The 25,968-nt window shown below is 39.6% G+C and carries 17 protein-coding genes; 3 read left to right on the top strand and 14 right to left on the bottom strand.

The window, feature by feature from the left end; all coding sequences use genetic code 11:
* Window positions 1-34: 34 nt before the first annotated feature.
* The 5 genes from LIT25_05100 to addB form a co-directional block, all read right to left on the bottom strand.
* Window positions 35-337, bottom strand: coding sequence for an HNH endonuclease (locus tag LIT25_05100; GenBank protein ID USK34734.1), 303 nt, complete (start codon window positions 335-337; stop codon window positions 35-37).
* Between the two features lie 21 nt (window positions 338-358).
* Window positions 359-3,718, bottom strand: coding sequence for an AAA family ATPase (locus LIT25_05095; protein ID USK34733.1), 3,360 nt, complete (start codon window positions 3,716-3,718; stop codon window positions 359-361).
* Window positions 3,715-4,896, bottom strand: a complete 1,182-nt coding sequence (locus LIT25_05090; GenBank protein ID USK34732.1) for an exonuclease SbcCD subunit D — start codon at window positions 4,894-4,896, stop codon at window positions 3,715-3,717. Before LIT25_05090 ends, LIT25_05095 begins: the two co-directional genes overlap by 4 nt.
* A gap of 254 nt (window positions 4,897-5,150) precedes the next feature.
* Window positions 5,151-8,858 (bottom strand): helicase-exonuclease AddAB subunit AddA, encoded by a 3,708-nt coding sequence (gene addA, locus LIT25_05085; protein ID USK34731.1) that lies wholly within the window; start codon window positions 8,856-8,858, stop codon window positions 5,151-5,153.
* Entirely contained in the window at window positions 8,839-12,351 is a 3,513-nt protein-coding gene (gene addB / locus LIT25_05080; GenBank protein USK34730.1) for a helicase-exonuclease AddAB subunit AddB, read from the bottom strand. Before addB ends, addA begins: the two co-directional genes overlap by 20 nt.
* A 576-nt stretch (window positions 12,352-12,927) precedes the next feature.
* On the opposite strand from addB, the gene LIT25_05075 reads away from it, so the two are divergent.
* On the top strand, window positions 12,928-13,791 hold the full coding sequence (locus LIT25_05075) for an MFS transporter (protein ID USK36168.1): 864 nt from the start codon (window positions 12,928-12,930) through the stop codon (window positions 13,789-13,791).
* Between the two features lie 112 nt (window positions 13,792-13,903).
* On the opposite strand, the gene lepB is transcribed toward LIT25_05075, so the two are convergent.
* Complete coding sequence (gene lepB / locus LIT25_05070; GenBank protein ID USK34729.1) at window positions 13,904-14,407, bottom strand: signal peptidase I; 504 nt, start codon at window positions 14,405-14,407, stop codon at window positions 13,904-13,906.
* 18 nt (window positions 14,408-14,425) lie between these two features.
* Window positions 14,426-15,043 carry a TVP38/TMEM64 family protein gene (locus LIT25_05065; GenBank protein USK34728.1) on the bottom strand — a complete coding sequence of 206 codons (618 nt, stop codon included), beginning with the start codon at window positions 15,041-15,043 and terminating at the stop codon, window positions 14,426-14,428.
* A gap of 183 nt (window positions 15,044-15,226) precedes the next feature.
* On the opposite strand from LIT25_05065, the gene LIT25_05060 reads away from it, so the two are divergent.
* Window positions 15,227-15,589, top strand: a complete 363-nt coding sequence (locus LIT25_05060) for a hypothetical protein (protein USK34727.1) — start codon at window positions 15,227-15,229, stop codon at window positions 15,587-15,589.
* Window positions 15,590-16,040: 451 nt separating this feature from the next.
* Here LIT25_05060 and LIT25_05055 read toward each other — a convergent pair whose 3' ends face one another.
* On the bottom strand, window positions 16,041-16,694 hold the full coding sequence (locus LIT25_05055) for a hypothetical protein (protein USK34726.1): 654 nt from the start codon (window positions 16,692-16,694) through the stop codon (window positions 16,041-16,043).
* Window positions 16,695-17,475: 781 nt separating this feature from the next.
* Here LIT25_05055 and LIT25_05050 point away from each other — a divergent pair.
* Entirely contained in the window at window positions 17,476-19,776 is a 2,301-nt protein-coding gene (locus LIT25_05050) for a DUF2726 domain-containing protein (GenBank protein ID USK34725.1), read from the top strand.
* 373 nt (window positions 19,777-20,149) lie between these two features.
* Here LIT25_05050 and LIT25_05045 read toward each other — a convergent pair whose 3' ends face one another.
* From LIT25_05045 to LIT25_05020, 6 genes are all read right to left on the bottom strand, one after another.
* On the bottom strand, window positions 20,150-20,269 hold the full coding sequence (locus LIT25_05045; GenBank protein ID USK36167.1) for a YolD-like family protein: 120 nt from the start codon (window positions 20,267-20,269) through the stop codon (window positions 20,150-20,152).
* A gap of 54 nt (window positions 20,270-20,323) precedes the next feature.
* Window positions 20,324-21,502 carry a retron St85 family RNA-directed DNA polymerase gene (locus tag LIT25_05040; protein USK34724.1) on the bottom strand — a complete coding sequence of 393 codons (1,179 nt, stop codon included), beginning with the start codon at window positions 21,500-21,502 and terminating at the stop codon, window positions 20,324-20,326.
* A 182-nt stretch (window positions 21,503-21,684) separates the two neighbouring features.
* Complete coding sequence (locus LIT25_05035; GenBank protein ID USK34723.1) at window positions 21,685-22,578, bottom strand: retron St85 family effector protein; 894 nt, start codon at window positions 22,576-22,578, stop codon at window positions 21,685-21,687.
* 244 nt (window positions 22,579-22,822) lie between these two features.
* On the bottom strand, window positions 22,823-23,701 hold the full coding sequence (locus tag LIT25_05030; protein USK34722.1) for a DUF4231 domain-containing protein: 879 nt from the start codon (window positions 23,699-23,701) through the stop codon (window positions 22,823-22,825).
* 34 nt (window positions 23,702-23,735) lie between these two features.
* The gene (locus LIT25_05025) at window positions 23,736-24,977 is read right to left on the bottom strand and encodes a DUF4071 domain-containing protein (GenBank protein ID USK34721.1); all 1,242 of its coding nucleotides are present in this window, start codon (window positions 24,975-24,977) and stop codon (window positions 23,736-23,738) included.
* Between the two features lie 62 nt (window positions 24,978-25,039).
* Window positions 25,040-25,432, bottom strand: coding sequence for a TIR domain-containing protein (locus LIT25_05020; protein USK34720.1), 393 nt, complete (start codon window positions 25,430-25,432; stop codon window positions 25,040-25,042).
* Window positions 25,433-25,968: the final 536 nt, after the last annotated feature.

Raw genomic sequence — 25,968 nt, 5'->3', positions numbered from 1 at the left:
TGACGTGCCTGTTGGACAGCACGTCATTTTCATTTTATTTTCTTTTCTTCCGCTCATTTGATTTTTTAGTCCGGAGAAGTCTTGAAGAAGGCTGCTTGCGGATCCATTTTACATAGCTTGCAAGTTTAGGGTCATTCTTTAGTTCTGTTATTGTATTCAGGCGAATGGCAAGCTCATCATTAGTATACAAAGCATGGATTTGCTTGTGGCACGGTATGCAGAGCTGTGCTGTCGGCAAAAAGGTCCCGCCTTTTTCTTTTGGAGTGAAATGATGTTCTGTCGTTTCTACTTCCTGCTGTCGGCATAGCTCGCATGTTCCCAGCCCTTTTTTCGCCATATCCATCCATCCTTTTTATACCTACATCACTTCAAGCAATACGCTTGTTCCATTTCCAGTCGGCTCAGCAGGCATTACAATGAGCTTCCTCGGCAATCTGGCACGAAGCTCCTGAACATGGCTGATCACACCTACAGCAAGATTGTCAGACTGAAGTTTTTCAAGGGCAGAAATAACCGTTTCAAGCAGTTCTCCATCAAGCGTCCCAAACCCTTCATCAAGGAAGAAAAATTGCAGAGGATATTCCCCTCTCAGCTGAATTTGCGAGGATAATGATAAAGCTAATGCAAGAGAAGTCAGGAACGTTTCTCCGCCGGATAAGCTTGTGACAGGACGTCTCACTCCTCCATTTGCATCATCTCTCATAATAAACCCTCCGCCTGAATCTACTTCAATGGCATAACGCTGCCTCGTCAATTGGCCTAAACGTTCTGATGCGTCCTCTGCGACTAGATGAAGCTGCTCTTCTGCTAAAAATTCCACAAAACCATTGCCCTTAAAGACAGTCTGAAGCTTTTCAAGCCGGGCAGCCAGACTGTCAAGTTCCAGGCGCTTTTCTTCAATTTCCATAAAGCGCTTATGCTTTTCATTCAGCAGCTGCAATGCTTTTGCCGCAGCTCCTTTTTCTTCCGCTGCAAGGTCAATCTGTGCCTTGCTTTCCAACTTGAGCTGCTTAATGTCTGTCCATTTTTCAAGGCTGACAGAACGATTATTCAATTTTGCTTCTACACGTTTTAAGTCTGCCAGCACTTGTTTCATTTTATCCTGATAGGAATCAATTTCTTCTTTCATATTCTGCTTCTCTGCAGATGAAACCAGTGCTTTCACAGCAGCTTCAATATCTGCGAATGGAGTCGCTTGCTTGACCTGCTCCCATTTCGCTTTAGCCTGGGTTGAACGCAGCTCTGCATGTTCAAATGCCTTCTCTGCAGCGTGGCTGCTGCTTTCAGCCTTTTGAACATCCTGCAAAGCAGTCTGCCACTCGTTGTAGAGATTTTTTTCCTTTTGAACAAGCTCTTCTAATGTACGCTCCGTTTCTTTCAGCAAGGAGGCAATGTCACTGTTTACTGTCTCTTGACTCAGCCTTTTCTGCTTCTCGTCTGCTGCCTGCTGCCTATTTTGAATCGAAGCTGAAAGCTCAATCTGAGTGTTTTTGATTTGCTGGGCTTCTTGCTCCAGCTGTTTGATTTGCTTTTCTTTTTCTTCAATAAATTGAACGCTTATTTTCACTCTTGCTTTCAGGTCTTCAAGAACGGCATCCTTTTCACTGATCTGCCTCTGCTTTTCTTCTGCCTGTTCAAAGGAGATCCCGCTGAACTGCCTGTTCCATTTTTCAAGTCCAGCAAGATATTCGGACTCAATTTGACCATGCTTTTCATTCATTTCCTTTAAATCTTCTTCACTGTTCTTTTGAGTATAAAGGTACTGATTGATTTTCTCCTGCCATTCTCTTTCGATGCTTTGAAGCTTATGAAACCGTTCTTTCGTTTGCAGAAAATCCTGGTTCAGCGCTTTATACTCCGTACGGGGATCAATATCCTGGTTCTCTTCATCATTTAATGAAACGACCAGATCCGATAAAAAGGGATAGGCAGATATCATTTCTCTTGAGAGTTCTTCCCATTTTTCTTTTAAGTGCTGAAGGTTGGCGCTGATTGTTACATCTTCAGCTGTTTTCTTTTCAAGCTCCTCAACTAGTGAACCTGATGTCTCTAATACATCTGTCTCTTTGGCAGGCTCTGGATGATGAGCCGAGCCGCATACCGGACAGGGATCACCATGTGAAAGATGTTTTGCAAGCTTGGCCGCCATTTTCTGATCACGCTGTTTTTCGGCTTTGTTTTTTTCATCCAAAAGGCGCTGTTTGCATGTTTCTGCCTGATGCTGATGCACGTTAAGAAGCTCGCAGCTTCTATGATAAAATTGCTGAACGCAGCCGTAACATTCCTTGATTTTGGTGCCATATCCCCCTTGCTTCTGTCTTGCGTCCCTCAGCTGTTCTTCTGCATGCTTTACAAGAGTCTCTTTTTTATCCGCTCTCTTCATCCACTCAGCTAAGTATGCCTCCATATTGGCGAGGTGAAACCTTTGCTCGGATGCCATCCGTATTTGTTCTCTCTCTTGAACAGTAACAGTGTTCTGATCCATTTGATCTTTTAGCGTCTTTTGCTTTTCAAGCGCTTTTTTAAATAATTCATTTGCCCGCTCTGCTGCTTCTTCCCGCTCCTTTAGATCTTTCGATGCCTTATCAGCCTTTTCCGTCAATTCCTTAATGACAATTAACTCATTTTTAAGGCCTTTCTCCAATTCCCTAAGCTGCAATAGCTGTTCTTTTCTCGCCACTAAAATAGGTTCTTCTGCAGCTTTCTTTTCACGTACCTGCTCATAGGAGTTCACTATTTGAGCATAACGGTGCTCGTGCTGCAGAAGGACTTGCTGCAGCTCTTTCATTTGTGTGCTGCTGTTGTTTGTTTCTAGTTCAGCTGATCGAAGCGCCTCTGCATATGGCTTGACGCAGTCTGCTTTCTCCGCAGCTTCCAGACGTGCCGAAAGTGCGGCAATGTCATTTTTTTGCTGCTCAAGGCCTGACTGTATGCTTTCATACTCTCTCTTTTCAAGCTGAAGCTGCCACACTTCTTCGTACTCTTCATATTGTTTGACTGTTTGATCGTATTCTTTTTGTCTTTTTTCAAAAAGCATATTTGCCCCTTGCAGCTCTTGTTCAGCAAGCTTAACTGCTTCACTTGAAGCATCTCCAAGCCCCGCCTGTTCAGCTGTCAGTTCGTTTTGCTTCCCTTTGGCATGCAGCAATCTTTTTCTGAGCTTTTTAACGAGCTCATCCCCATACTGCTCTAAATGAAACAAACGCTGCAGCATCTGCCTTCTTTCCGCTCCCTTTAAGGACAGGAATTCAGCAAATTTCCCTTGAGGCAGGACGACCGCTCTTGTGAAATCATCAATTGTCAGACCAAGGAGATCATACACTTTTTCATTTACTTCTGCCGCTTTATCAGCAAGAACTACGCTTTCTTCGGTATGCTCCATGATGCGGCAAAGCGAAGTTTTAACGCGCTGCTCATCTGTGCGCTTAAACATTCGTTCAACGGAATATCGTCTGGAGCTGCTTGCATTCTCAAGTTCAAATGTAAAAGATACGTGAAGGGCATTCTCCGCATGATTTAAAATTCCCTGAGTGTTATTGGCTGCCCGCTCTACTTTCCCGTACAAAGCAAGTGTCATCGCATCAAGAATAGAGGATTTTCCGCTTCCTGTCGGGCCGAATATGCCAAACACGCCGCCTTCGCAAAGAGAACTGAAGTCAATAACCTGCTTTTCTCTAAAACTGTGCAATCCTGAAATGGTAAGAGATATTGGCTTCATTCCTTGTCCTCCTCTTCTTCGGGCTCATCTTGAATCATATCCAGAAAGAGCTTCATCGTTTCCTGATCGGGCTCTGCCCCACCTGTCTGCTGCTCATAAAACTTGGCGAAAAGCTCATCTATAGGAAGATTAGCTCTGCTTTCCCGGCTTTGTTCATTTATGCTTTTTTCAAAGACAGGACGGATATGCACAAAACCGGGGTGAGAATTTCGCAATCTATGAATCTCTTCAAGTGACAGCGTATCTTTTAAATGGACCTCCAAATCAATCCAGGCGTTTTGATCTTTTCCGTCCTCAAGCCACTGATGCACCTGCTGCAAGCCTTCTTGAGCTCTCCATCTTACTAATGGTTTTCCGCTTGACAGCAAGACTTCAGAAACTTGAGCCTGTCCTCCTGGCTCTATGTCTACAATGGAGACCGATTTAGTATAGCCTGATTCTGAAAAACTGTAGGCAAGAGGCGAACCCGAGTATCTTGCCATTGTGCCCGCGCGCTTTAGAGTCTGCGGACGGTGCAGATGCCCAAGCGCCACATACTGCGCTTTTTCAGGAAGACTTGAAGCTGCTACCGTATATGCGCCTCCCACTTCGATCGGACGTTCAGAGTCAGTGGAGCTTCCCCCTGCTACATAGATATGACTCATTGCCAGATTAACTGTATCACTTCTGAATTGCCCTGCCATATATGCGAATAAATCCCGTATTCGTTCATCATAGGAATTTCGCAAAAGAATTTCATCATGACTGTCTGATAGCACCTCTTTTAATCTTGCTTCTGAAGGGTAAGCAAGCGCCGCCATCATCATTGATTGATCGGCAGCTGGAACATCAACGGTTATAACGCCTGAGGCCGGGTATCCAATCAGATGGATGCCCTGTGTGTCTGCAAGCGGTGAAGCTGCCTGCAGCCGTTCAGGGTTGTCATGGTTGCCCGCTATCACAACGACAGGACGGCGGCCTTTATCTGAAAGCCTCGAGATGCTTTCATAAAAGAGCTGTTCCGCCGCTGCCGGGGGATTCACGGTATCAAAGGCATCTCCTGCCATAATGACCGCATCCGCTTTTTCATCAATGACAATCTGCGATAACTCGTCTAAAAATTGGGCCTGCTCGCCCAGACGGCTTCTCCCTTCAAGCGTTCGGCCTAAATGCCAGTCTGCTGTGTGTAGAATCCGCATAGAGATTTCCCTTCCTTTCTATAAAATGCAAACGCCCGTTTAGCTCCGACATACAGATGCCGGATTTGTTCTGGCCGGGGAGTTGGGCGATGCAGCAAAAATTTATACTTTCTTATCTATTAAGAAAAGCGCAAGCGCCCCTGGTCAGCTCAGCCATTTGTGAAGGAGCCGTTCTGACCGGAGAGCCAGGCGCTTGCGCTAGCCAATCTATCAATTTTTCATTATAAAAAAGAAGAGCCTTTCCTCCTCATTTGCTATATTTCAAGTACATGTCCTCCATCAAAAAAGTAAAGAACTTTTGATGAAAGAGGTTTCTTCGTTATTTTTTCAATGGCTTTTCCGTAAAGATCAAGCTGAACCCTGTAGCGTTTCGCTAAAATAGGACGTGCCTGCTGAAATCCTCCCGGATACTTTCCTTGAATGGCATCTGTTTTGTAATCTATCAAAACAACACCATCTTTGTCTTCAAATAAACAGTCAATTACCCCTTGAATCAAGACATGTTCACCCATTGCTTCTTCATATAGTTCTTCCGCAGGCAATGCATAACTGAAGGGAACCTCCCTCTCAATTCGGTCTGCTTTTTGAAGTCTTTTTCCGATATCCGTCTGGAAAAAATGAACAATAGAGTCAATCTCAATGCTGCCAGCCTGTTCTTTCGTCAGAATTTCTTTTGTGATAAGCTCCTGTATCTTTTGTTCGGTATTTTTGGACGTTACCGGTTCTCTCAGGCTGAGCTGCTGCATGACAGCATGCATAGCTGTCCCTTTTTCTGCAGCCGTGAGCGATTTTTTCTGCATGAATTTTGGACGGTCATACATAAAGGTGTCTTTCTGAGTCCGCAGAATGGTTTCATCACTGTATTCATCTCTGAATTCCTGCTGCCTTTTCACTTCCGATACAGATTGCTTTGAACGGAATACGGTGGCAAACTGATGCTGATACGTCCATGATAACCGGGCTTTTATTTGATCTTGATAATCTGACTGCTGTGCAACAGGTTCAAGGTTCTTCAAAGCACTTAGCATTTCCTGATCGTACTTTTTCTCCTCTTTTTGACTGTCATACAGTTCCTCATCATCCATGACGGTAATTTCCCACCTGGATGGGTGGTCCAGAATGAAAGGACTAGTCTCTTCGCTATTCTCCCTGAGCCTTTCTGCATCCTCGTGCCGGACTAATGCAGGACCGATCCAGTCAAGATACGATTTAGCCTGTGCCCGTTCAAAATCCGGGAGCAGCCACTCCTCTTGAGTCATTGAATTTTGCCAATCAGACAGCGTTTTTCCGGCGTCTTTCAAAGTGCCAACTAAGAAAAGTTTCTCTTTTGCACGTGTTAAAGCTACATACAAAACACGGAGCTCTTCTGACAGCAGTTCAATTTTCATCTTTTTCTTCATGGCTGTGAGCGGCAAGGTTGGATAGCTGATTCGAAGGGACGGCTGAATCAGCTTCGTAGCAAATCCAAGTTCCTTATCGAGCAAATATTTTTTATTCATATCCATCATATTAAACTGTCTTGCAAGCCCTGCAGCGAATACAACCGGAAACTCCAGTCCTTTGCTGCTGTGAATGGTCATCAGCCTGACCACATCTTCCTGCTCTCCAAGAGCTCTTGCAGCACCAAGGTCATCACCGCGTTCTTGCATCCGCTCTATAAAGCGAAGGAAACGAAAAAGTCCTCTGAAGGTTGTTGCTTCATACTGGCGGGCTCTATCATAAAGCGCCCGCAAATTTGCCTGCCGCTGCTTACCGCCCGGCATTCCTCCGACATAATTAAAAAATTTCGTATCCCGGTACAGCTGCCAGATTAATTCGGAAACTGAGCCCATGCGAGCGAGTTCCCTCCATGTTTGCAGCTGATTATAAAATGACTGCAGTCTTCTGCTGAGTGCAGCGTCTTCCATGGACGCTTCCGATAAGAAAATTTTTAAAGCTTCAAAATACGCTCCTTTTTTTGAATACGTCCGGATGATTGCCAGTTCATTTGTATTCAGTCCAACAACAGGCGATCTTAAAACAGATGCAAGCGGAACATCCTGGTATGGATTATCAATCACTTTGAGCAGTGACATCATAATAGCGACTTCAGTTGCTTCAAAATAGCCGCCTGAGAGGTTGGCATACACAGGAATGCCTTCCTGCTTAAACTCCTCAATAATTTGGGGCGCCCATGGCATAGAGCGGAGCAGGATCACAACATCTCTGTATGTGATGTTCCGGGTTCCTCCGATTTTGCGGTCATAAATCTGAAATTTATCCTGAATCATGACGCGGATTTTCTTTGCCATGACTCTTGCTTCAAGCTGAACAGTCTGAAGTTCTTCAAGATGAAATTGTGCATTATCCTCTGAATCGTCCTCTTCCTCATCTTTGCCGCGGTTTATAAGCAGAAGTTCAGCCCGCATTTTCTCAGAATCCGGATAAGACGCCCCAAGCTTCAGCTCAGCATCAAGGTCGTAGGCGACCTCCCCAACCTTCTCTCCCATCAGCTGTTTGAAAAGAAAGTTTGTGCCGTCGATCACTTCTGAACGGCTTCTGAAGTTTTTAGATAAATCGATGCGGAGGCCGCTGTGCTGTCCTTCTTTTGAGAAGGTTTTATATTTGCTTAAAAATAAGAACGGCTCAGCAAGACGGAATCTGTAGATTGATTGTTTTACATCCCCTACCATAAACAGGTTTCCCGGGCCCCTTTTCGTTACTAGCCTGAGTATGGTTTCCTGAACAAGATTTGTATCCTGATACTCATCGACAAGAACCTCTTCAAACTGATTTTGATAATCAAGAGCTGCTTCACTTGCCTGCAGATGACCAAGCTCATCAGGTGTTCCAAGAATTTGAAGGCAGTAGTGCTCGAGATCTGAGAAATCAACAATTCCTTTTTGCTTTTTCATTTCATCAAAACGTGCACCAAACAGCTTTACAAGCCCTGTAAGTGTTTCGATGACAGGTTTTAATTCCCGTAAATCCTGCAAATGGCTTTCATAAGAACGTCCAAACAGCTCTTCCTGCAGCTGTTCAATCTGCTTTTTTGCTGAATTTCGCAGTGCGGTAGTCTGTTCCAGCAATTCCTTGCTGTATTCAGCACCCCTGCATGCCTTTGCCCGTGAAAATGACGTCAGCGCCATTTTCCCCGCCAATTCCTGCCACGAATTCTTTGCTTCAATCAGTTCCTGAACCTGTCTGATATCATCAGTCAGATTTTCCGCACGCGGAGCGGGACCGCCCGGTTTTTCAGTCAGTGCAAGCGCCCGCTGCAGTTTTTCGAGACTGCTTGTAAGCTGCATGGATATATCTGCAGTAAGATATGGGAAAAATGGCAAGTTTTCAAGCCGTTCTTCTTCGCCGTATATCTTTGCAAGCTCATCAAGCCACATAGACGGATTCGGATGTGAACGCGAAAATTGATAGAGTGCACGTATAAGTGTCTGCAGGTCTGAATCACTTCTATCTGTTGTATAGCGGTCTACTAGATCAAAAAAAGCTTCATTATCTGCAAGGCTGTATTGTTCTTCAAAAATATCATCGAGCACCTCATCAATCAGGAGCTGTCCCTCTGTTTCATCTGCAATCCGGAAGCCCGGATCCAAATCGATTAAGTAATAGTATTTCCTCACCACATTCAAACAGAAGGAATGAAGCGTAGAAATTGCTGCCCGATTTAAAAGGGACAGCTGTCTTCTCAAATGAAGGGAAGAGGGGTTTTCCTTCAATGCTTTTTCAAGCGCTTCGCCGATCCGGTTTCTCATTTCTGCCGCAGACGCATTCGTGAAAGTTGCGACTAATAGTCGGTCCACATCGACCGGATTTTCTTTTGAAATGATTTTGCGGATGATTCTCTCTACGAGCACAGCTGTTTTTCCTGATCCTGCAGCTGCTGCCACAAGAATATCCTGCCCGCCTGAGACGATCGCTTTCCATTGATCATCTGTCCACTGGCTGTCACTTGGTTTCGGTATCATTCTCTTCCCCCCCTGCTTCGTTCCGCAATCTAGCGAGAATAACATCATTTTTGTCATCCTTCAGCATGCGGTATTGATTTTCCGCCAATGATTGATCAAATTGACAGACTGACTTAAAGGAGCAAAACGTGCATGGCACTTTCTCCTTCATTTTGTATGGAGCGATGTCCACAACTCCGTTTGTAATATCGGTTCCTATGCTTTGGAAAATGGAGCGCACATGACCGCGGAGCAAATCAAATTCGCCTTCGCTTGCAATCGCAGAGTCAGACCTGAAGCCGCCATCCTTTTTAAGGCCGGCAGATACAATTTTCGAAAGACCGCTGTCTAATGTCTGATCCATTAACCGAACAGCTTCCTCATCTCCAAGGAGCAGCCCCTTCATTTTGAACTTCTTGAAAATCTCCTCTTCAATTTTATCCTGAGGCAGCTGAGATGCAGTCTGAATCATCGGATCATGCACGTGAAAATAAAGCACGCCTGCAGGAGTCGCTTCCACTCCAAGCCAGCTTTTAGAATGTGTAATAATCACATCTAAATACGTCAGCATTTGCAGGGCCAGTCCGTAATACACCTCTGCTAGATTCAGAGCTTTATCGCTTGATTTAAAATCAACGATTCGGAGAAGAATCCCTTTTGAGCTTTCCGCCTTATCCACGCGGTCAATCCTTCCGATCAATTCCATCGTGCATCCATTATCAAGCTGAAAACGGATAGGAGGCAGCGGACCGCCTTTGCCAAAACCGAGCTCAAGACCAGCCGGAGCAAATCCGCTTGCCTTCGCATGCTCGCTTAAAATAGACGATGCTCTCGTTATAATGCTGACTAGCTTTCTTTTTAAATAGTGATGACGGTTTGAGCTTAATAGAATTTCCCTTTGAAGCCTTGGAGCCAGCGTTTCAACTGCATCATGGGAAAGACGGGCACACTGGTCTTTCGATAAATCCTTCCAATCAAGCTTTAATTGCTGCATGCGATCTGAAATCAGTTTTAAAGCAGAGTGAAACATCTGACCGATATCTGGTGCCTCCAAGCGGAAATACTGCCGTTCCTTTAGCTTTAATCCGTGCGTTGCATAATGGGAAAACGCGCAGGCCTTAAACATTTCCATCCGCGAAACACTGCCTTGAATGTGCTCGCCGTACAGCTCTCTGCTGATATCTGATTGCAGCGTTTCTGCCTCATTTCGGTAAAACAGGCTTCCCACAACTTTTGATAATGTTTCTTTTTGTTCCTGCTGCGTAAAATACGTATACGTATCCCACCAGATGGAGCTGATTGGATAGCTTCGTTTCCAGGCTTGAAGCTGGGATGTCAAATAAGATAGAGTAACATCTTCATTCACAATGAAGGACAGCTGCTCCTCTTCAGGCAGTTCCTCAGGCTCATTTATAAAGATTTCCGTTTGAATGTCCGGAAATAAATCTCTTAACCTTTTTATGATCATGGAAGGCAGCAAAGCTTTTCCCTCTTCATCTGCAAGTGGATAGGAGATATACAGCTCATGGGATGCGCCGGCCAATGCTAAATAAATGATAAAACTCTCATCTAAAAGCTGCTCGCGCGCAGTTGGCGCAAGCTCAATCCCCTGATGGTGGAGGGACATCCGGTCTTCCTCTGTCAGCACGCCTTTTTCCATCGGTCTAGCAGGAAGGACACCATCGTTCGCCCCAACAACAAATGAAATCTTTACGTTAAGCAGCCTTGATCGTTCTAAGCTTGCGATGACAACCTGATCAATTGCTGGCGGAACCAGCGCAAACTTCATTGCTTCAAGTCCCGTTTCAATCATTTCAGAAAATAGCTTGCGGGAGAGGGAATGTTCATTCATCATCTCAGCAAACTCATCAAGCATTCCTGTTACAGCACTCCATACTTGAGCATGTTCTCTTGCCTCGATCAGTCTTCCCGCTTCCTCAGCCTCCACTCTCAGCTGCTCAAGCTTAAGCGGGATATCCAGCTCTTCAAGAAACAGGTACAGAGCCTCTGCCATGCCGATGCCGTTTTTAGCACCTTTCATTCTTTGAGCGAGTCCGTGCAGCGGCCGGACAACCAGATCCCTTAGCTGATTGATCATTTCTTCCATTTCATTTTCTTCATCTGTTCTGACATACTCATCGTCCAGAGAATAGTATCTGCGGTAAACAAAGCGTTCTTCCTTCGTCCATTTGCTGCCCTGAATCCCATATGAAAGCACGTAGTTTTCAAACTGATCCATTTTTTCCCGCATATCCCGCTTGTCGGCATCAAGAGGAAGAAGGAGTTCTGTTTTAATGCAGCGGAACACAGCTTCATAGCGCCAGTTGCCATTTAAGACTTCCAGGGCGGATCTGATCAGTTCAATGACAGGGTGATTCAGCATTGAACGCTTTTGATCGATAAAAAAAGGAATCTCATAATCTCTGAACACTTGTTCAATTAAGTCCTGATAGTCGCCGATATTCCGAATTAAAACGGCAAGATCTTTATAGCGGTAACTTTCATTCATAACAAAACCGCGGATTTTTCTGGCTATCCCTTCTATCTCTGAGCGGCGGGACGCGGCCTGGGCAATCACCGCGGTTGTTTCACCTTCGTACGGCTTTACTGGTCTTGACTCAAGATATCGTTCAAGATGGGCAAGAGACGGACGTTCTATAAATCTCGGCATCTCGTTTAATACGAGCACCTCATCCACATCCATCTTTGATTCTTCAGCAAGCATTGAGAGCTTATGATAGGTCATTCCCGTCATTCTGAATAAATGAAGCTCATGCGGCAGATGCTCATGAAACGGCTTGTCCGCTGTAAGTGCAATGGTTACGCTTTTCGCATGATTCATAAATGCCGTAATCACTTCATACTCCTGCGGTGTAAAGCTGTGAAATCCATCTATATAAATATCAGCACTTTGAATATAAGATGATTCGGCAATTTTCTCTGCCAAAAGCTTGAGATAATCCTCTGAATCAACATACGTTCCGCTGAGTTCAATCTCAAGCTGTTTATAAAGGAGGATAACATCATGAAGCTTATCAGCAAGCGCCTTTTCCTGCCGGGTAGCATTTACTGACATCCTCTCGAGCTTCTCTTCCATATCCTGCGGTGTGAGGCAATAGCGCTTCAGTTCTGTAATCATCGACTCAATATGTTCGATAAATCCGCTTTTGCTGCTTGCTTTTGCAAAAATTTTAAACTCCTGCTTATGCTGTTCTACAAGCTTCCGGAGCATCATTTGAATCCCTGTTCCAGAAATATGATAACGGCTGATTCCTCCCGTTTCCTGCAGAATTCTCCAGGCCAGGCGGCTGAAGCTGAATATTTGAGCCCGCATCATCCCGCCTAAATCTGGCGTCTTGATCAGCTCATATTCAATGCCAAACGTCATTTGATCCGGCACCAAATAAACGATTGGTTCTCCCTCCGGCTGATCAAAAAGATCCATGCGGATTTCATTTAACAGCCGGTGTGTTTTCCCGCTTCCAGATCTCCCTAAAACAAATCTTACTCCCACATTCAGGACCCCTCTCTTAGAAAAGCGCAAGCGCCTTGGTTAGCTCCGGCCTGCAGATAAGGATCCGACGGAAAAGTCCGGGTTGGACTTTTTTTGGCGGAGCCTTTCTGACCGGGGAGTTAGGCGATCCGCTTGCCATCAATGATCAAAATTTTATCCTTTCCTATGACAAGCGCAAGCGCTTTGACCTTACTCAGGTCTTAGCCTTTTCTCTTTTCTAATCTTTAAAGAATAAAAAGGCATACCAGTATGCCTTTTTATTTTTCCATCTATTTCACTCGTATTCTCTCCCTCTATTTTACTTGAAAAGACATGGGAATACCATTCCCGCACACTTGCCAAGTTTTGCAGAAACAGCAGGCGAACGCCTCGCTGGGCTGATGCATAGATTATAAGAAAAGCGTAAACGCCCGTTTAGCGCAGGCAGACAGATAAGAATTCGGCAGAAAAGTCCGGTTTTGACTTTTTTGTCGAATTTGTTCTGGGCGATGGAGCTAGACATAGATGCTGGATACTTTATAAATTATGATATGTTAGAAAAGGAGGCAGAAAAATGAATAGAATCAATCTGCTTTCATTCTTTTTTTTACTCACGGCTTCTATGCGGCAGGGCTCCTTGCTTTTGGGCCGCTTACAGAGATGGCAGGCAGGAAAAAGATTCTGATTGGCGGATTTGGCTGCTCCATTCTAATCACTGTTTCGCTTGCATATGCATCTCCTGACACTTTTCTTCTTCTGCGCTCATTTCAAGGATTCTGTTTAGGCTGCTTTGCACCTGTGGCTTATGCTTATTGTTTTGAAACATTTGATGAAAGAACACGAACGCGGCTGATTTCCCTTATCAATATGGGGTTTTTAATGTCTGACATCATCGGGCAGCTGATCAGTTCGGCCCTTGCAGAAGCTTTCAATTGGGCTGCGGTGTTTTATTTTTTTGCTTGCATGTATGCTGTTGTTACAGTTGTGATGGTATTTTTAATTGAGGAAAAAAAGAGGGGAACTGTGCAAAAAAAGTTCTTCTCTTCTTTAGGTTCTATTCTTCAAAACAAAAAATTGCTGTTATGTTATCTCCTTACATTCGTAATGCTTATGTCTTTTGTCGCTTACTATGAAGGGATTCACAGAGAATACGGCGGAACTGTTTCAAATGAGGCTTTGTTCTGGAGCAAAGCAGCAGGATTAACCGGGGTATTCTTCTCGCTCATCAGTGTAAAGTGGATTTTAAAATACGGGAAACTGACTGCTGTCAGGTATGCAATGATTGGAATGATCCTTTCATTTCTGTTTACATTTTCAAGCACGAATCTTTACATGTCAGCGGGACTTTCTGTCTTATACACGGCATCGCTGTTTGTATACCCGCGGTCATTTCACTTATCGGCGAATACGGAGGCCGTGACAGGGCAACTGCCGTATCCCTCTATTCTTTTCTGCTTTTAGCCGGTGCAAGCTTAGGCCCTTTAATTGCGGGCATCTTCTCTTTTCATGAAATTCTGTTTTTATTCTCAGTCTAATACAGCATAGCCGTTCTTTTTACAATCAGAAAATAGGTTCACTCTTTCACTTTCCCGATCACATCATCCTGGCTGATCAATCCGAATTGACGGCTGTCACGGCTTACTAGACGATTATCCCCCAAAACAAAAAGATAGCCTTCTGGAATTGTTTTTCTTCCGGTGATTTCTTTTAATGTAAAGTTCCCTGTTAATTTGCCGAAAGGAGTCTCTTTTTTCTGCGACTTCAAATATGGTTCTTCCATAGCTTTGCCATTCACGAACAGCTTATCGTTTTTATATTCGAGTTCATCCCCGGGCAAACCGATCACTCTTTTGATATAAGCATCTTCTTTGCCCGGTGCTTTAAACACAACGATATCAAAGCGCTTGAAATCAAACAGGCGGTGATTTACCTTGTTTATGGACAGCAGATGTCCGGCTGTTAAAGTGGGCTGCATGGAAACACCCTCTACCTTGTAATCAACGAAAACGAGATTTTTTATGGTAATAATGAGCAAGAAAGTGATGACAGTTGAAAAAAACCAGTATCTTTTTCTCATCTTAACTCCCCCGTAAACTTAATGATCTCTTTTCTTCTCAAGCATTTTAACATTCAGGCGCTTTTCGAGTTGCTTGCCGATGAACCACAATAAAATAATCACAACAACGGCAATGACCGTTCTCTCAGGCTGCGTAATCATAGCCCGCAAATCGTAGCCGATGAAACTGATCAAAAAGATCATCACAAACTTTCCGGAGAGCACAGCCAAACTGAATTGCCAAATACTCACCTTGGACAGTCCTGCTACGATATTAACTGCTGCAGAGGGCGTAAACGGGAAGCAAAGCAGTAAAAACAAAGGACCAAACCCGTGCCTCTCAAGCCACCCCATCATTCTCTGCACAGTCGCGTTCCGGCTGAAAATCCTGAAGAACCTCTCCTGTCCGTATTTACGTATGATCAAAAACAAGATGATTGCCCCAAGACAGCTGCCAATCCAAGAATAAATAAAACCAAACCACAGACCAAACGAATTGGCATTGGCTACAACAAAAACCACTAACGGCAAAAACGGCAGAAATGCTTCAAGCAAAGGCAGGCCTATGCCGAGCAGCGGGCCAAACGAACGGTAATCTTTGAAAAACTCCATCATTCTTTCCATTGTAAAATAATCCAGAAACGCCTCGAGTTCCATGCGGTAAGCTCCTTATATCTTTATCTATGCTATTATTTTACACGTTTGTGTAAAGACTTTAAACATAGAGGGGTATATTGCGGTGTGGAGCATGCATAAAACAGTCTTGCATTTCATAAGCTGATAAAGTAAAATAAAATCGAACGTACGTTCTTTTTATAATGTTGAAGCGAGGTTTTTTTGATGACGAGAATTCCCTCAGACCTTCGAGATGCAATTGAAATGTCCATTTACCTCCCGATGACCATTTCCATATTCAACCGGGACTTATCTATCATTGAACAAAGTCCATTCAAGCTTAAACAGCCCTATCTTAACATCGTGGAAGAATCACTCAAGCTTGCACAAAAGGATCTGACAGTCGTACGCCATGAACTGAAAAAAAACAGCATTAAAGTCAGCCAGGTACAAAGAGATGAAGCATTTACCATGTATTCATTCATCTTTAAAGGCTACGAGGAGCAGCACAATTATTTTAATCCCCGAATACGCAATAAAGTATGCGAACTGATGGAAGATTATTTATTTAAAGTCATAAAAAAGTAATTAATGCTTGTTCAGCTCACAATGTATGTGAAGGTATTTTATATATCCCTTTGGGTTGTTGGGAATTTAATTTATGAATCATTCACCCTTCTTCCGCAGCCTTTGGTTAATTTAATTATGGATGGTGGAGTTTATTCCCCTTTTTATTATTTGTTACAAGTTGTATGAACCCGTTAGTTCGAATTTGATTAACTATGCGTATAACAGATTGAAATAATTTATAAAGAAATAGCTTTATATCGAAAATTGACCGTAAAAAACCATGTGGAAAGGGTTAAAAACTTGAGAACTCACAGTTTGCGCTGTGGGTTTTTCATTTTACTCATAAATTTTCAATGCAATTATTCGATAACCTTTTCTAAGATAATTCTTTCTTTAAATCCCCCACGTTTCTCCTTTTTCTGAGCCTTTATCTCTAATACTTTATCCATTTCAAAGTTATAAGCTAATGCTATACCGTCAGGTACTGATGAAACTTTTTTAAAGATGATCGTTTAATGTTATTTTCGTCTATTGCACGTACTTTTCTTGAAATACGAGGACTATAATTGAAGCCCTCTAACATTTGCGTCCACCGATAATTAATTACGGTAAACAAAAAATCGTTGTACTGTTTAAGTGTTAATACATCGTGTTTATTAAAAAACACCTTACCTTCATAAAGGTATAAACCATATATTTCGTAGGTTTCACGGTTAAGGTTTTTAAAACGCCAACAAACATCCTGCTTTAATGTTCTCACTATGTTTTTTACCGTAAATTCATATTCACGGGCTAACCCAATGGTATTAAAGTCAATCTTTTCAAACCTTATTGGTTGTACAGATTGCTTTATATTAAAGAATAGGGATATTAATTCTTTTGTGTAAGTTATAATTCCCGACGGTTTCTTTATGTTTGGACTTTGTATTAAATCAAAGTAAATAGTTTGGTTCCAATAATACTTCAAGCAAAGTTTAGCAATATCATTAAAATCAAAGGTTATTACCCCTTCTTTAAGTTCATTAGTATTAACCACTAATTCAACTAACGCCTTTGACCATGCCATTTTATATGTATTATCAAATAAAATAAGGTCATTCCATTGTTTAATGTAAGTGTCCATTGTTAACCCATTCCCAGTTATTTTTGATAAATCATTATATCAAATATTTCCAATGGGCAGAAACATTACAAAAACGCCTGCAACCTTTGGAAAAACCTCCGTAGAGCTACAAGCGTTATAATCTTGATTACTTTTTAAAAATTGCGTTTAACGGACTAAATGCTTCATGCTAATCCTTAACGATAGCCTCCGTCATTTATACGTAACGGCGTGTCATTGTCATATCTCTGCAAGCTAAACGGCTCACTACCGTGTTTCCTAAAACAATAATAGGATTAGCCGTTTAAGAATAACCCACTTTTGATATTCTACTTTCTAATCATTCGCCAGATATTTTTTACTTACTCAATACTTCCAAAAAAATAAATCGACAAAACATTTGTCGAATGACACAGCCATTTCCCCCCATTGCGTATAAGTTATGTTGAAATACTGTCGAAATAGCGTCGAAATCTTGTCGAACTGGTTGCAAATTTTCTAATTATACACGCCCATTGCATATATTGTCAATATTTAGTATTCGTGCTACGATTCACTTATCTTTAAAATTAGGAGGAGAAGACCGCATGGCTAAAAAATTTGAAAGCCCAATGTACTATATAACACTTGCAGATACATTTTAAAATGTAATGGATACAGCGATTTTAGTTTACTTGGTTTAGGGCATGGATTTAGAGATTTATGTTTTGAAGTGTACGATCTAGAAAATGACCTAGGGAAACATGGGAAATGCTGCATTTACAGGTTTGATGGTAGAAGCAATTGTATTGAGGTGAACAAAATGAGTGAAGTAAAGGAATTGGACACACTTTATCATTTATATGAATATGTTTCCGAAAGAAAGATTGACGATGAAGAACGATTGAAACGATTGGAACTGGCAGAAAGAAAACGCAAAGAATTCTTTGAAGTCGAGAAGAAAATGGAGAACAAAAATGTGTATTGGCATTTATTTCTTCTGATTTCTGAACTCAACTATTATTATGTGAAATACTCAATGCACGAAAAAATAATCGGCAAGGAAATCATCGAAATCATTAACCGTGGCGATTATATGTACGGAAGATCAGATGATCCGATCATCGCATCGATTCTCGTGAGCATGTATCAAACGGGAAAATCAGATGAAGCCATCTCTGTGTTACAGAAATTGACTCCTTTCTTTCTCGATTCTTTGAAAGAAGACGATTATTTTATGCCGTCATATCCGGTGGAAGAATTCGTCAAATTTATCTTGGAAGCCATCGCATCAATGGATGAAGCTCAAAAATGGAAGTTTTTCGATTCCCTCGTTTCCTTGATCGCCAATAATATCGGTTGTTTTTTTCTGCTAGAACGAGAATCCCAAGTAATTAACCGTGCGGGTGATTACTTAGATAAATTGTTGGAGATGGTGGACTCGGACAGCCTTCGTTATCAATTTATCCAGTGCATTAAGAACGAATATCTTGAACTGGTAGGAACGGAAGAAGATGAAGTGCTGGATTCTCAATGTTCATTAAAAAAAATCATGCAAAAAATGAATTTGGCAGGTTTCGAGGAAAACAAGGAGACCATTCTATTTTATATCGATTTGTATAGGGACAATTTCTTAAACAGTTTCATTGTCTCTGCATATGAAATGAAATCCAGCAGTTCTACGACGAAATGGAAAATAGACCTTTTGAAAGGAATTGCCTTCGAATCAGAGAAATATTGGGATACGTTCAGGAACATGAATTCCTGTAGTCATGATTACCCTCATGACAAATGGGCACTCGAATACTTAGAGAAAAATAAAAAACGGATTCTCGATGAATTATCGAAAAAGGATTGGTCCAAAGATTCTTTTTTCCGTATCGCTACCGCGTTGTATCTGTCTGAGAGGAAATATCAGCAAGCTGCCGATTTCCTTTTTGAAATCGAGGAAAAGGATGAAGAGGTTTACAGGCTGATTACCGATGTATATAAAGCGGTGAAACAATTTGAGGATATCCTTAATATCCTCCAAAATGCAAAAGAAGACGGCTTTGAAGTGGACGATTTAATCAATGAAATCAGTGAACTGAAGGAACTAGAGGACGAAAAGAATAAAAAAGCTGCCGCGGAGCGGTCAGCGAAGCTGAAAACAGCCTATTTTGGTCTCGACAAACTGACAAGGAAAATATTAATTATCATCTATGAACTGCTCAAGAATGATGATAAAGTCCGTCCGGAACAGATATTGAATGTCCTTCGCTGGAAAGAAAATCAGAACCGCTTCCTTATGCAGCATGTAAATAAACTGATTCAACACGGCATGATACATTCGGACGGAAATACATTGTACGGAATGGATCCGATGATCGAAGAACTGGTTGCGAAAGTAGCCGATCCGAAGCTTGAGGCACAGGTCATAAAAGCGAGCAGTAACAAATTGTACAAGCAAGTCTTCTTTCATGGGTCGGAGCTCGATTTATATCGAGTGCTTTGCGACCTCTTTCCGCAAAGCTATGTGTTCCCGAATATGAGTTTGCAGACCATCATCGATTATGAAAAATTAAAACCTTTGGTGGATTATGAAACATTCCAGTATTATCTCATGACACATGTTGATTTCGCCATCGTCAACAGCTTCAGCTATTTCCCGATGATTGTCATCGAAAAAGACAGCGATTACCATAACCATCCTGACGCGGTGCGCAAGGATAATATGAAAAATCTCATATTCCAGCTATCAGGCATACCACTTATACGTATTCGTTACACGAGCGCCATGAGTGCTGAACAACTTCGCCGCGACATCATTTCAGCTACAAAGCCTTTCATCTTGGAACATTTGGATAAAGAAGACCATTTCTCAAAAATCCTTATTCAATCCGTCGATTTATCCAAATTCGAGGTGGCGGAAGAAGTCGATTTAAATAAGATTTCAGCCATCGTGGCATCATTGGTCGGTCCTGCAATCAAGGACCGTATTACGGTCCTTGGCATGGAAGATGAGCGACTTGTCATCGAAATCCCGCAGGATCTGTTTGTTTTAACCCATAGCAAACCGCATATTGAAAAAGAATTGAAAAGAGAATTTTCTGCGATTAAGGATGTCGTTTTTCGATGGAAATAAAAAGCTGCCTTGAAGGCAGAGCGAGAAAATTACAAGAAAAAAGCCAACTTTTCAGTTGGCTTTTTGTAATAGATAATCATCTTCGTACATCAATTTGAATTGATAGGCAGTTTTTCTACTGCCTTTACAGCATCGATGATGCCTGTTTAATTTATAACATCAAGTTCCGCTATCGCTTCACTTATTCGCTCATATGTTTTATTGTACTCCCCGTTCAAGGATAATTGCACAACGGATTTCCCGACTTTCGAGACAGGCTATTTTGTTATGCTCTTTTTTTGATTTTTGGCTTTTTGAATTTTCATGGGAGTTTAATAAGAAAAAATAAAAACGCCAACCGACGCAAGGCAGACCTATACTTTATGTTGGTGTCCTAATTTATGACCTTCACTCCGACCACACTTTCAAATCCAACTCGTTCAAACTCTCCGTCCTTTACTTCAATACGCAGCTCACGCGTTATCGGATCGACGTAATGAACACGGCCTGTAATGTCGTGAGTAAATTCACATTTTTTATAAACAAAAAAACACCCTTAAGAGTGTTTTTAAAAATTAAAATCATCCTCTTCCTTAGAAGAAGCAATTTGCTTATAGCTTTCTTCATCAGGTGGCTCAGCTAAGTCTATGTAATTTCTTGCTAATAAAAACTGAAATCTTTCTACTTCGATAGACTCCCATTCGGATTCATTGGTTATACCCCTAAATTGATTCACTTCAAAAATCATTTCATTTATATCATTAAATATTTTATTTTCATTAAACGACTCAACTATATCAGAATAAAATATGTATTCTTCTTTTTTAATCAATCTATTTATATAGTTTTTGATTTTTTCTATATAACCCTGTTCTATGGAATCTATGTAAGAAACATATCCTTTTATTATATTTTTCTTAGAGTAGTCTCCACTTACCAGAGCGTTATGAATCATAGCTCTTACTTTTCTCTTCATTTGTTTACTTGCTTTAATTCTATTATCATTTACTGTAATTCCTGTAACCATTTTATGTGAAGAAGGAGATAGCAATCGTGTTTTAGAGGAATTAAGAGTGAAACCTTCATCAATAATTATATCTTGAATAAGATTTTTAACTTTTCTTAATACCATTTTATTGTCACATGAAAATGTTAAGTCGTCTGCATATCTAGTATATAAGATATCCCTTTTTGAACATAAACCTTTTAATCTCTTATCTAATTTATAACAGATTAAATTAGATATGTAAGGAGAACATGCTCCACCTTGTGGTAAATATCCATTATATGTACTTAGATTTGTTAAAGTATTTGATACTAATGAATTGTATCCTAGACTTTTGAATAGATAAAATACTCTTTCTCTCTTTATACTAGTGAAAAAATCTTTAATATCTAATTGTAATAAATATAGACTATATCTATGATGCTCTGCATTCACTTTACTACCATTACCTATACCTTTTTGGAAGGCCATTGATTCATCAGATACCTTTATTTTTTCAAGTATCTCTGCTAGTATCCATCTCTGAACTAGTTTAAGTGAATAATTTGGACTGTTTATCTCTCTTTTAGTGCCATTCTTTTTATAAATATCAAAAGAATTATAAAATAAATAAGTCTTTTTAGATAATAAATACAACATTGTTTTACTTATACCAATGGAATTTGAAAGAGATTCATAATCTTTAATTATTGGTAAGTCTAAGGAGTACAAAATAAAACTGTTTGTAAAATCATTTTTCATATTACCGCTCCTCTTACCTGAAATTCTTTTATCTGAAGAATGTTTATTGCTTCACGAGGGTGAAGTAATGGACTTTCTTTAGGTAAATCTAGTTCTCACATAACACAATAGAAGACGAACCGTCCCCCACATAACTAAACCATAATAGCAATGTACATCATTATGAATTTAGCCAGTAGCATCTAAGAAGAGCGGTAATACTCACTCCTAATAATACCAAATCTTATTCTGTCATACAAAACATTTTTATCTTGAATATCGATGTTACCTAGTAGTTCATTCACCTTTTTATATCCTGTTTCTGTTAAAGAGTATACGGTTCTACCTTCTTTTATATTTTTGCTAATATATTTATCTTTGTAGAGAAGTTTTAAAGTTGGTCTGAAGAGGGTGTCAAAATCTTCCAATTCGTGACCTTTATCTTTAAATAAAAATTTTAAGGATTCGGTTAAAACTTCCATATCAATTTTTTTGAAAAAGTATAAAATTAGTGGAACAAAATAGTATAAACCAATTAGAGTATTGATTGGCTTATATAATCCGTTTGAATTATTTTTTTTATTATTTTCAAAAGTCTTTTTTAACTTTTCATTCAAGCCATCTAATTCTTTATTATAAAAAATTACCCGACCTTTTCCTTTATTTTTTAATGTCTTAATTGGGCCAAGCATAATAAAGCTTTTTTGTCTTTTGCTTTTTTCTTCAATTAATGCAATAACCTTATTAACCGTGTTATCGTTATTGGTAAATGCCCCTAACTCAACTAGAGAGCCAGGACTCTCACAGACTATACAAATAATGTCGCAATTATTTGCCAAAAATCTTTCTAGACTTAGTAAATCATAGTTTTTATTTTTATTTAGCATTTCAATAAATAAATCTTCCGGATATAAAATTCTAATATTTTCAAATTCTTCTAAACCATCTCTTATCTTATCTCGAACAGATATATAGTTATTACTGCTTGCCCCTCCACACAAAAAAACATCGATATATTTCTGATTTATTTTTTTATAGATTTCGTCATGAATTTTCACAAATATATCATTTTGAAAGGTCATCTTTTTATTTGTCATAGAATCACCCATTTCATTCCTAAAAAAACTCTCTTCAAAGTTAAAATTTTTTCATGCTCACCCAAACTTTTTATAATAAGGTAAATCATACCACATATAGTTTTATTTGATAATCTTGTTATAATTTTTCTTATTTTTGTGGAGGCATGAATAAAATTATTTTTAGGTGATATTTTTAATAAATTTATATTTTAAGGTAAGGACACTAATAAAGGAACCAGCAATGATTCACTGGTTCCTTTATTTATTGTCCTCGTCTTGCCACCCATAGAGTATGCTCTCTAGAAATAGCGTTTTCTGATTCATTTACATATTCGGATAACGAATCTGCAGATTTAACTTCAAAACTCATAGAATAAATTGAAGTTAATTCTTGAGCAGCTAAACCATATGCTTGTGCAAGCTCTTGATGCCGTTTTACCTGCAACCAAGTAATTGTTACCGTCGCTAATGCTGAAAGAATACCAGTAATATTAATTGTCCAGTTTTGGTTTACAAGAACTAAGATATAAATTATAGATAAAAATTGAAAAAGAAACGAAACTATGAATAAAAAACTTTCCCTTTTTCGGTTATATTCACTTCTATCTGAGTACCAATCTTGCTGATTTTGAACACGATATTGTAAATATACCTCAAGACGTTGGGAAAAGTTCAATTTTCTGATATCCTTCATTGATTTGGTAATGTATCCTTGATTTTTAGAGCTACTTACTAGAACAGACGATAAGTTTTTTCGCTCTTGTAAAACGTTTTTGATCGATTCAATAAAAAGCCTATTTGCCTCTTCTTCTGACAATGTTATTTTGAAAGGTTCTGCTCCCATAATATAACGCCAACACAATGTCTTAATTGATTCAGCTAATGCTCGGCCATCAAACCAGACTCGTTCTTTTTTCCTTATTCTTAATAGGATAGTAACAAAAAGACTTCCTAACATTGATATACCAACAAAAATAAGAAGGCCCCTATAAAATCCAATAAATACACTAAAGATTGTTGAGAGAAGCAAAAAAAATAACTGGAGTTTAATTAGGAATATATACTCTTTTTGGGCAGCAGAAGACGCATTATCAGCAGAATCGAAAATTGTTGGAAACTCTAATTTTATTTTATTAGTCATGTCAAACCTCTTTTTTCTTCCTTATATTACCATCTTATATTTGTAAGTTATCTATTAACTTTTTGATTTTTGATATCTGAATTTTAGTTGTTTCTCTTTCCCATTCAACATTAGAAAGCGTTCTAGCAACTTCACTAAATTCTTTGTACTTATTAATATTTCCTAAACCGTAGTAAGCTTCTTCCATGGTTGCTACAATCCAGTATTTATCACTTCTTTCCTTAAAGCTATCTTGAACAAATAATGCCTCACAAATGTCAATAACTTTTTGTCTAATTCTATTTGCAATTATAAAATCAGCGATGGACTCATGTTTGTTATTCATCTTACTGTTATTATTCGCTCTGACGTTATATAAGTATGCTAGATTTATTCCATTATAATAGTCGTTTCTGATATAAAATCCTTTTTCATAATAAAAAATTGACTTATTTAAGTAATCAATCTCGCCCACTTCCTCCCATAGCCGTTTATAAATAGCCCCTGCAAGCCCTAAAGATTCAGGGTCTGTGGTTATATCAATATTAAGCCGTTCTAAAAAACCCAAGGCTTCATTTAGCGCATCCACATGATTTGGAAGCTTACTTTTATATGTTGCCAAAGTAAGCTTTTGTAAAATATAATCATTATTCGGATCAATTTGTGCTGCATGTTCCAATACACATTTTGCAGCGTGAAAATCGTTCTTTGAAAAGAAGATATTGGCAGTTTCAATAATATTCCCCAGATTCTCTATTCGTTTCTCTTTACTAGTAGTTTCGCTCTCCAAACCAAACCTTGGGGGTTCTAATTCTTTTAGGTAAGTATAAACTGGACTATCAATTTCCTCTGTGGTTAAAATCGTATTTATTGCATCAACAAGTTCTTTTTTAAATCGAAATGCTTCATCTACACCGATATCTTTTCCTAGATGTTCATATTGTCGAATTACAGTATGACTAACATCAAAGGGAGGTTTCAGTTCGCTTTCTGCAATAGAAATAGTAGTTTTGGGTCGCAAGGCATGGCGGACTCCTAACTCATAAAATGCATTTGGATTACTAGTAGACAAGTCCGCTATAACAACATCGGCTGTTATTAGATGTCTATACATTGGTACATCAATTGTACCAGAATGCTTAATCTCATCAGCTCTAATACATTCGAGCCCTGCCTCCAATGCTGCAGGTTTAATAATATTTTTGTAAGTTTTATCTAAATTAAGTTCTCTTCCTGTTGATAAGTCTGTTTTTACACCGTACCCCATAATTACAAAACATGTGCCTTTGCCGCTCATTATAATCGCCTTCTCTTTTTTTAATCACGCTCCATAAAGGAGCAATATAAATTACTTGTATTTTATCTAGTCGCCAAATCTTGCAACCTTCCTTCACTCCAACTGTAAACATGTATACCATTTTCAGACAAACAATTTGGTATAGTTCCATTGGTACCTTTTAATCTAATAGCATATACAGGCTTTCCTGAATTTAGAGTCATTTGTACCTCATGTGGTATCCAATAGCTTTTGTGAGTTTTCTCACCAACAAAAACTATTGTCCTTGCAGTTCCTATCATAGTTTTTGAAATAGCTTGTTTTATAACAGCTGAATCTTCAGTTTTCCATCTTTTTAATAGGTCTCTAACTCTAAAATTTAGACCTTTATATATTGAGTTAACTGCTCTACCCTTAATTGTTAAAACTACTTCTCTATCTTCTTCCTTATAACTAAAAAACACTACATTTGGCATTATACTCCCCCCTTCAATTTGTAATAAGTTGTATATATATACCATTTTATACTATTAATAATGAAATAGGTAGTAAAAAAGTCACTATATTATTTAATACCTAAATTATTTAGTCATTACTACAGAATGAAATAAAATTATTAATTTTATCTAGCAGATTGACTAGTTTTTGTATTAATTCCCAAGCTACAAATACTTAAAAGCTATTAATAAAGATATTAATTTAACGCTTAAAATTGATATAATAAAGTATGGAAAATCTTTAAAATATTCCCTCTTTCGCAATTGACGCTCATCTCAATTAACAGCTTTTTTAATTATTTGATTTTAGATTATATTCATGATGGCTCAACTAGGAAACATTGGGTATTGTCGGTGTTAATTAAATATGTTAAGTGTTCAAAAGAACCTTTACCTTCCACTCAGATGATTGATGTTATTAAGTCAGGAGTTGATATTAGGACGCGAGAAATACTAGATGTTAAGCGTATTTTAAGTAAAGTAAATTTGAAGTACATGAGAATAACAAAACTGGA

The organism is Bacillus sp. F19 (genome assembly GCA_023823795.1).
Classification (GTDB): domain Bacteria; phylum Bacillota; class Bacilli; order Bacillales; family Bacillaceae; genus Bacillus_P.
This window is presented reverse-complemented; position numbering and strand designations above follow the sequence as displayed.

Excerpts from the sequence above, each read along its gene's own strand:
- LIT25_05065 (USK34728.1), bottom strand. The coding sequence starts at position 15,043 with ATGGAACTCGAGGCGTTTCTGGATTATTTTACAATGGAAAGAATGATG.
- LIT25_05100 (USK34734.1), bottom strand. The coding sequence starts at position 337 with ATGGCGAAAAAAGGGCTGGGAACATGCGAGCTATGCCGACAGCAGGAA.
- LIT25_05095 (USK34733.1), bottom strand. The coding sequence starts at position 3,718 with ATGAAGCCAATATCTCTTACCATTTCAGGATTGCACAGTTTTAGAGAA.
- LIT25_05030 (USK34722.1), bottom strand. The coding sequence starts at position 23,701 with ATGACTAATAAAATAAAATTAGAGTTTCCAACAATTTTCGATTCTGCT.
- LIT25_05025 (USK34721.1), bottom strand. The coding sequence starts at position 24,977 with ATGAGCGGCAAAGGCACATGTTTTGTAATTATGGGGTACGGTGTAAAA.
- LIT25_05035 (USK34723.1), bottom strand. The coding sequence starts at position 22,578 with ATGACAAATAAAAAGATGACCTTTCAAAATGATATATTTGTGAAAATT.
- LIT25_05050 (USK34725.1), top strand. The coding sequence starts at position 17,476 with ATGAGTGAAGTAAAGGAATTGGACACACTTTATCATTTATATGAATAT.
- LIT25_05020 (USK34720.1), bottom strand. The coding sequence starts at position 25,432 with ATGCCAAATGTAGTGTTTTTTAGTTATAAGGAAGAAGATAGAGAAGTA.
- lepB (USK34729.1), bottom strand. The coding sequence starts at position 14,407 with ATGAGAAAAAGATACTGGTTTTTTTCAACTGTCATCACTTTCTTGCTC.
- LIT25_05055 (USK34726.1), bottom strand. The coding sequence starts at position 16,694 with ATGGACACTTACATTAAACAATGGAATGACCTTATTTTATTTGATAAT.
- LIT25_05060 (USK34727.1), top strand. The coding sequence starts at position 15,227 with ATGACGAGAATTCCCTCAGACCTTCGAGATGCAATTGAAATGTCCATT.
- LIT25_05090 (USK34732.1), bottom strand. The coding sequence starts at position 4,896 with ATGCGGATTCTACACACAGCAGACTGGCATTTAGGCCGAACGCTTGAA.
- LIT25_05040 (USK34724.1), bottom strand. The coding sequence starts at position 21,502 with ATGAAAAATGATTTTACAAACAGTTTTATTTTGTACTCCTTAGACTTA.
- addA (USK34731.1), bottom strand. The coding sequence starts at position 8,858 with ATGATACCGAAACCAAGTGACAGCCAGTGGACAGATGATCAATGGAAA.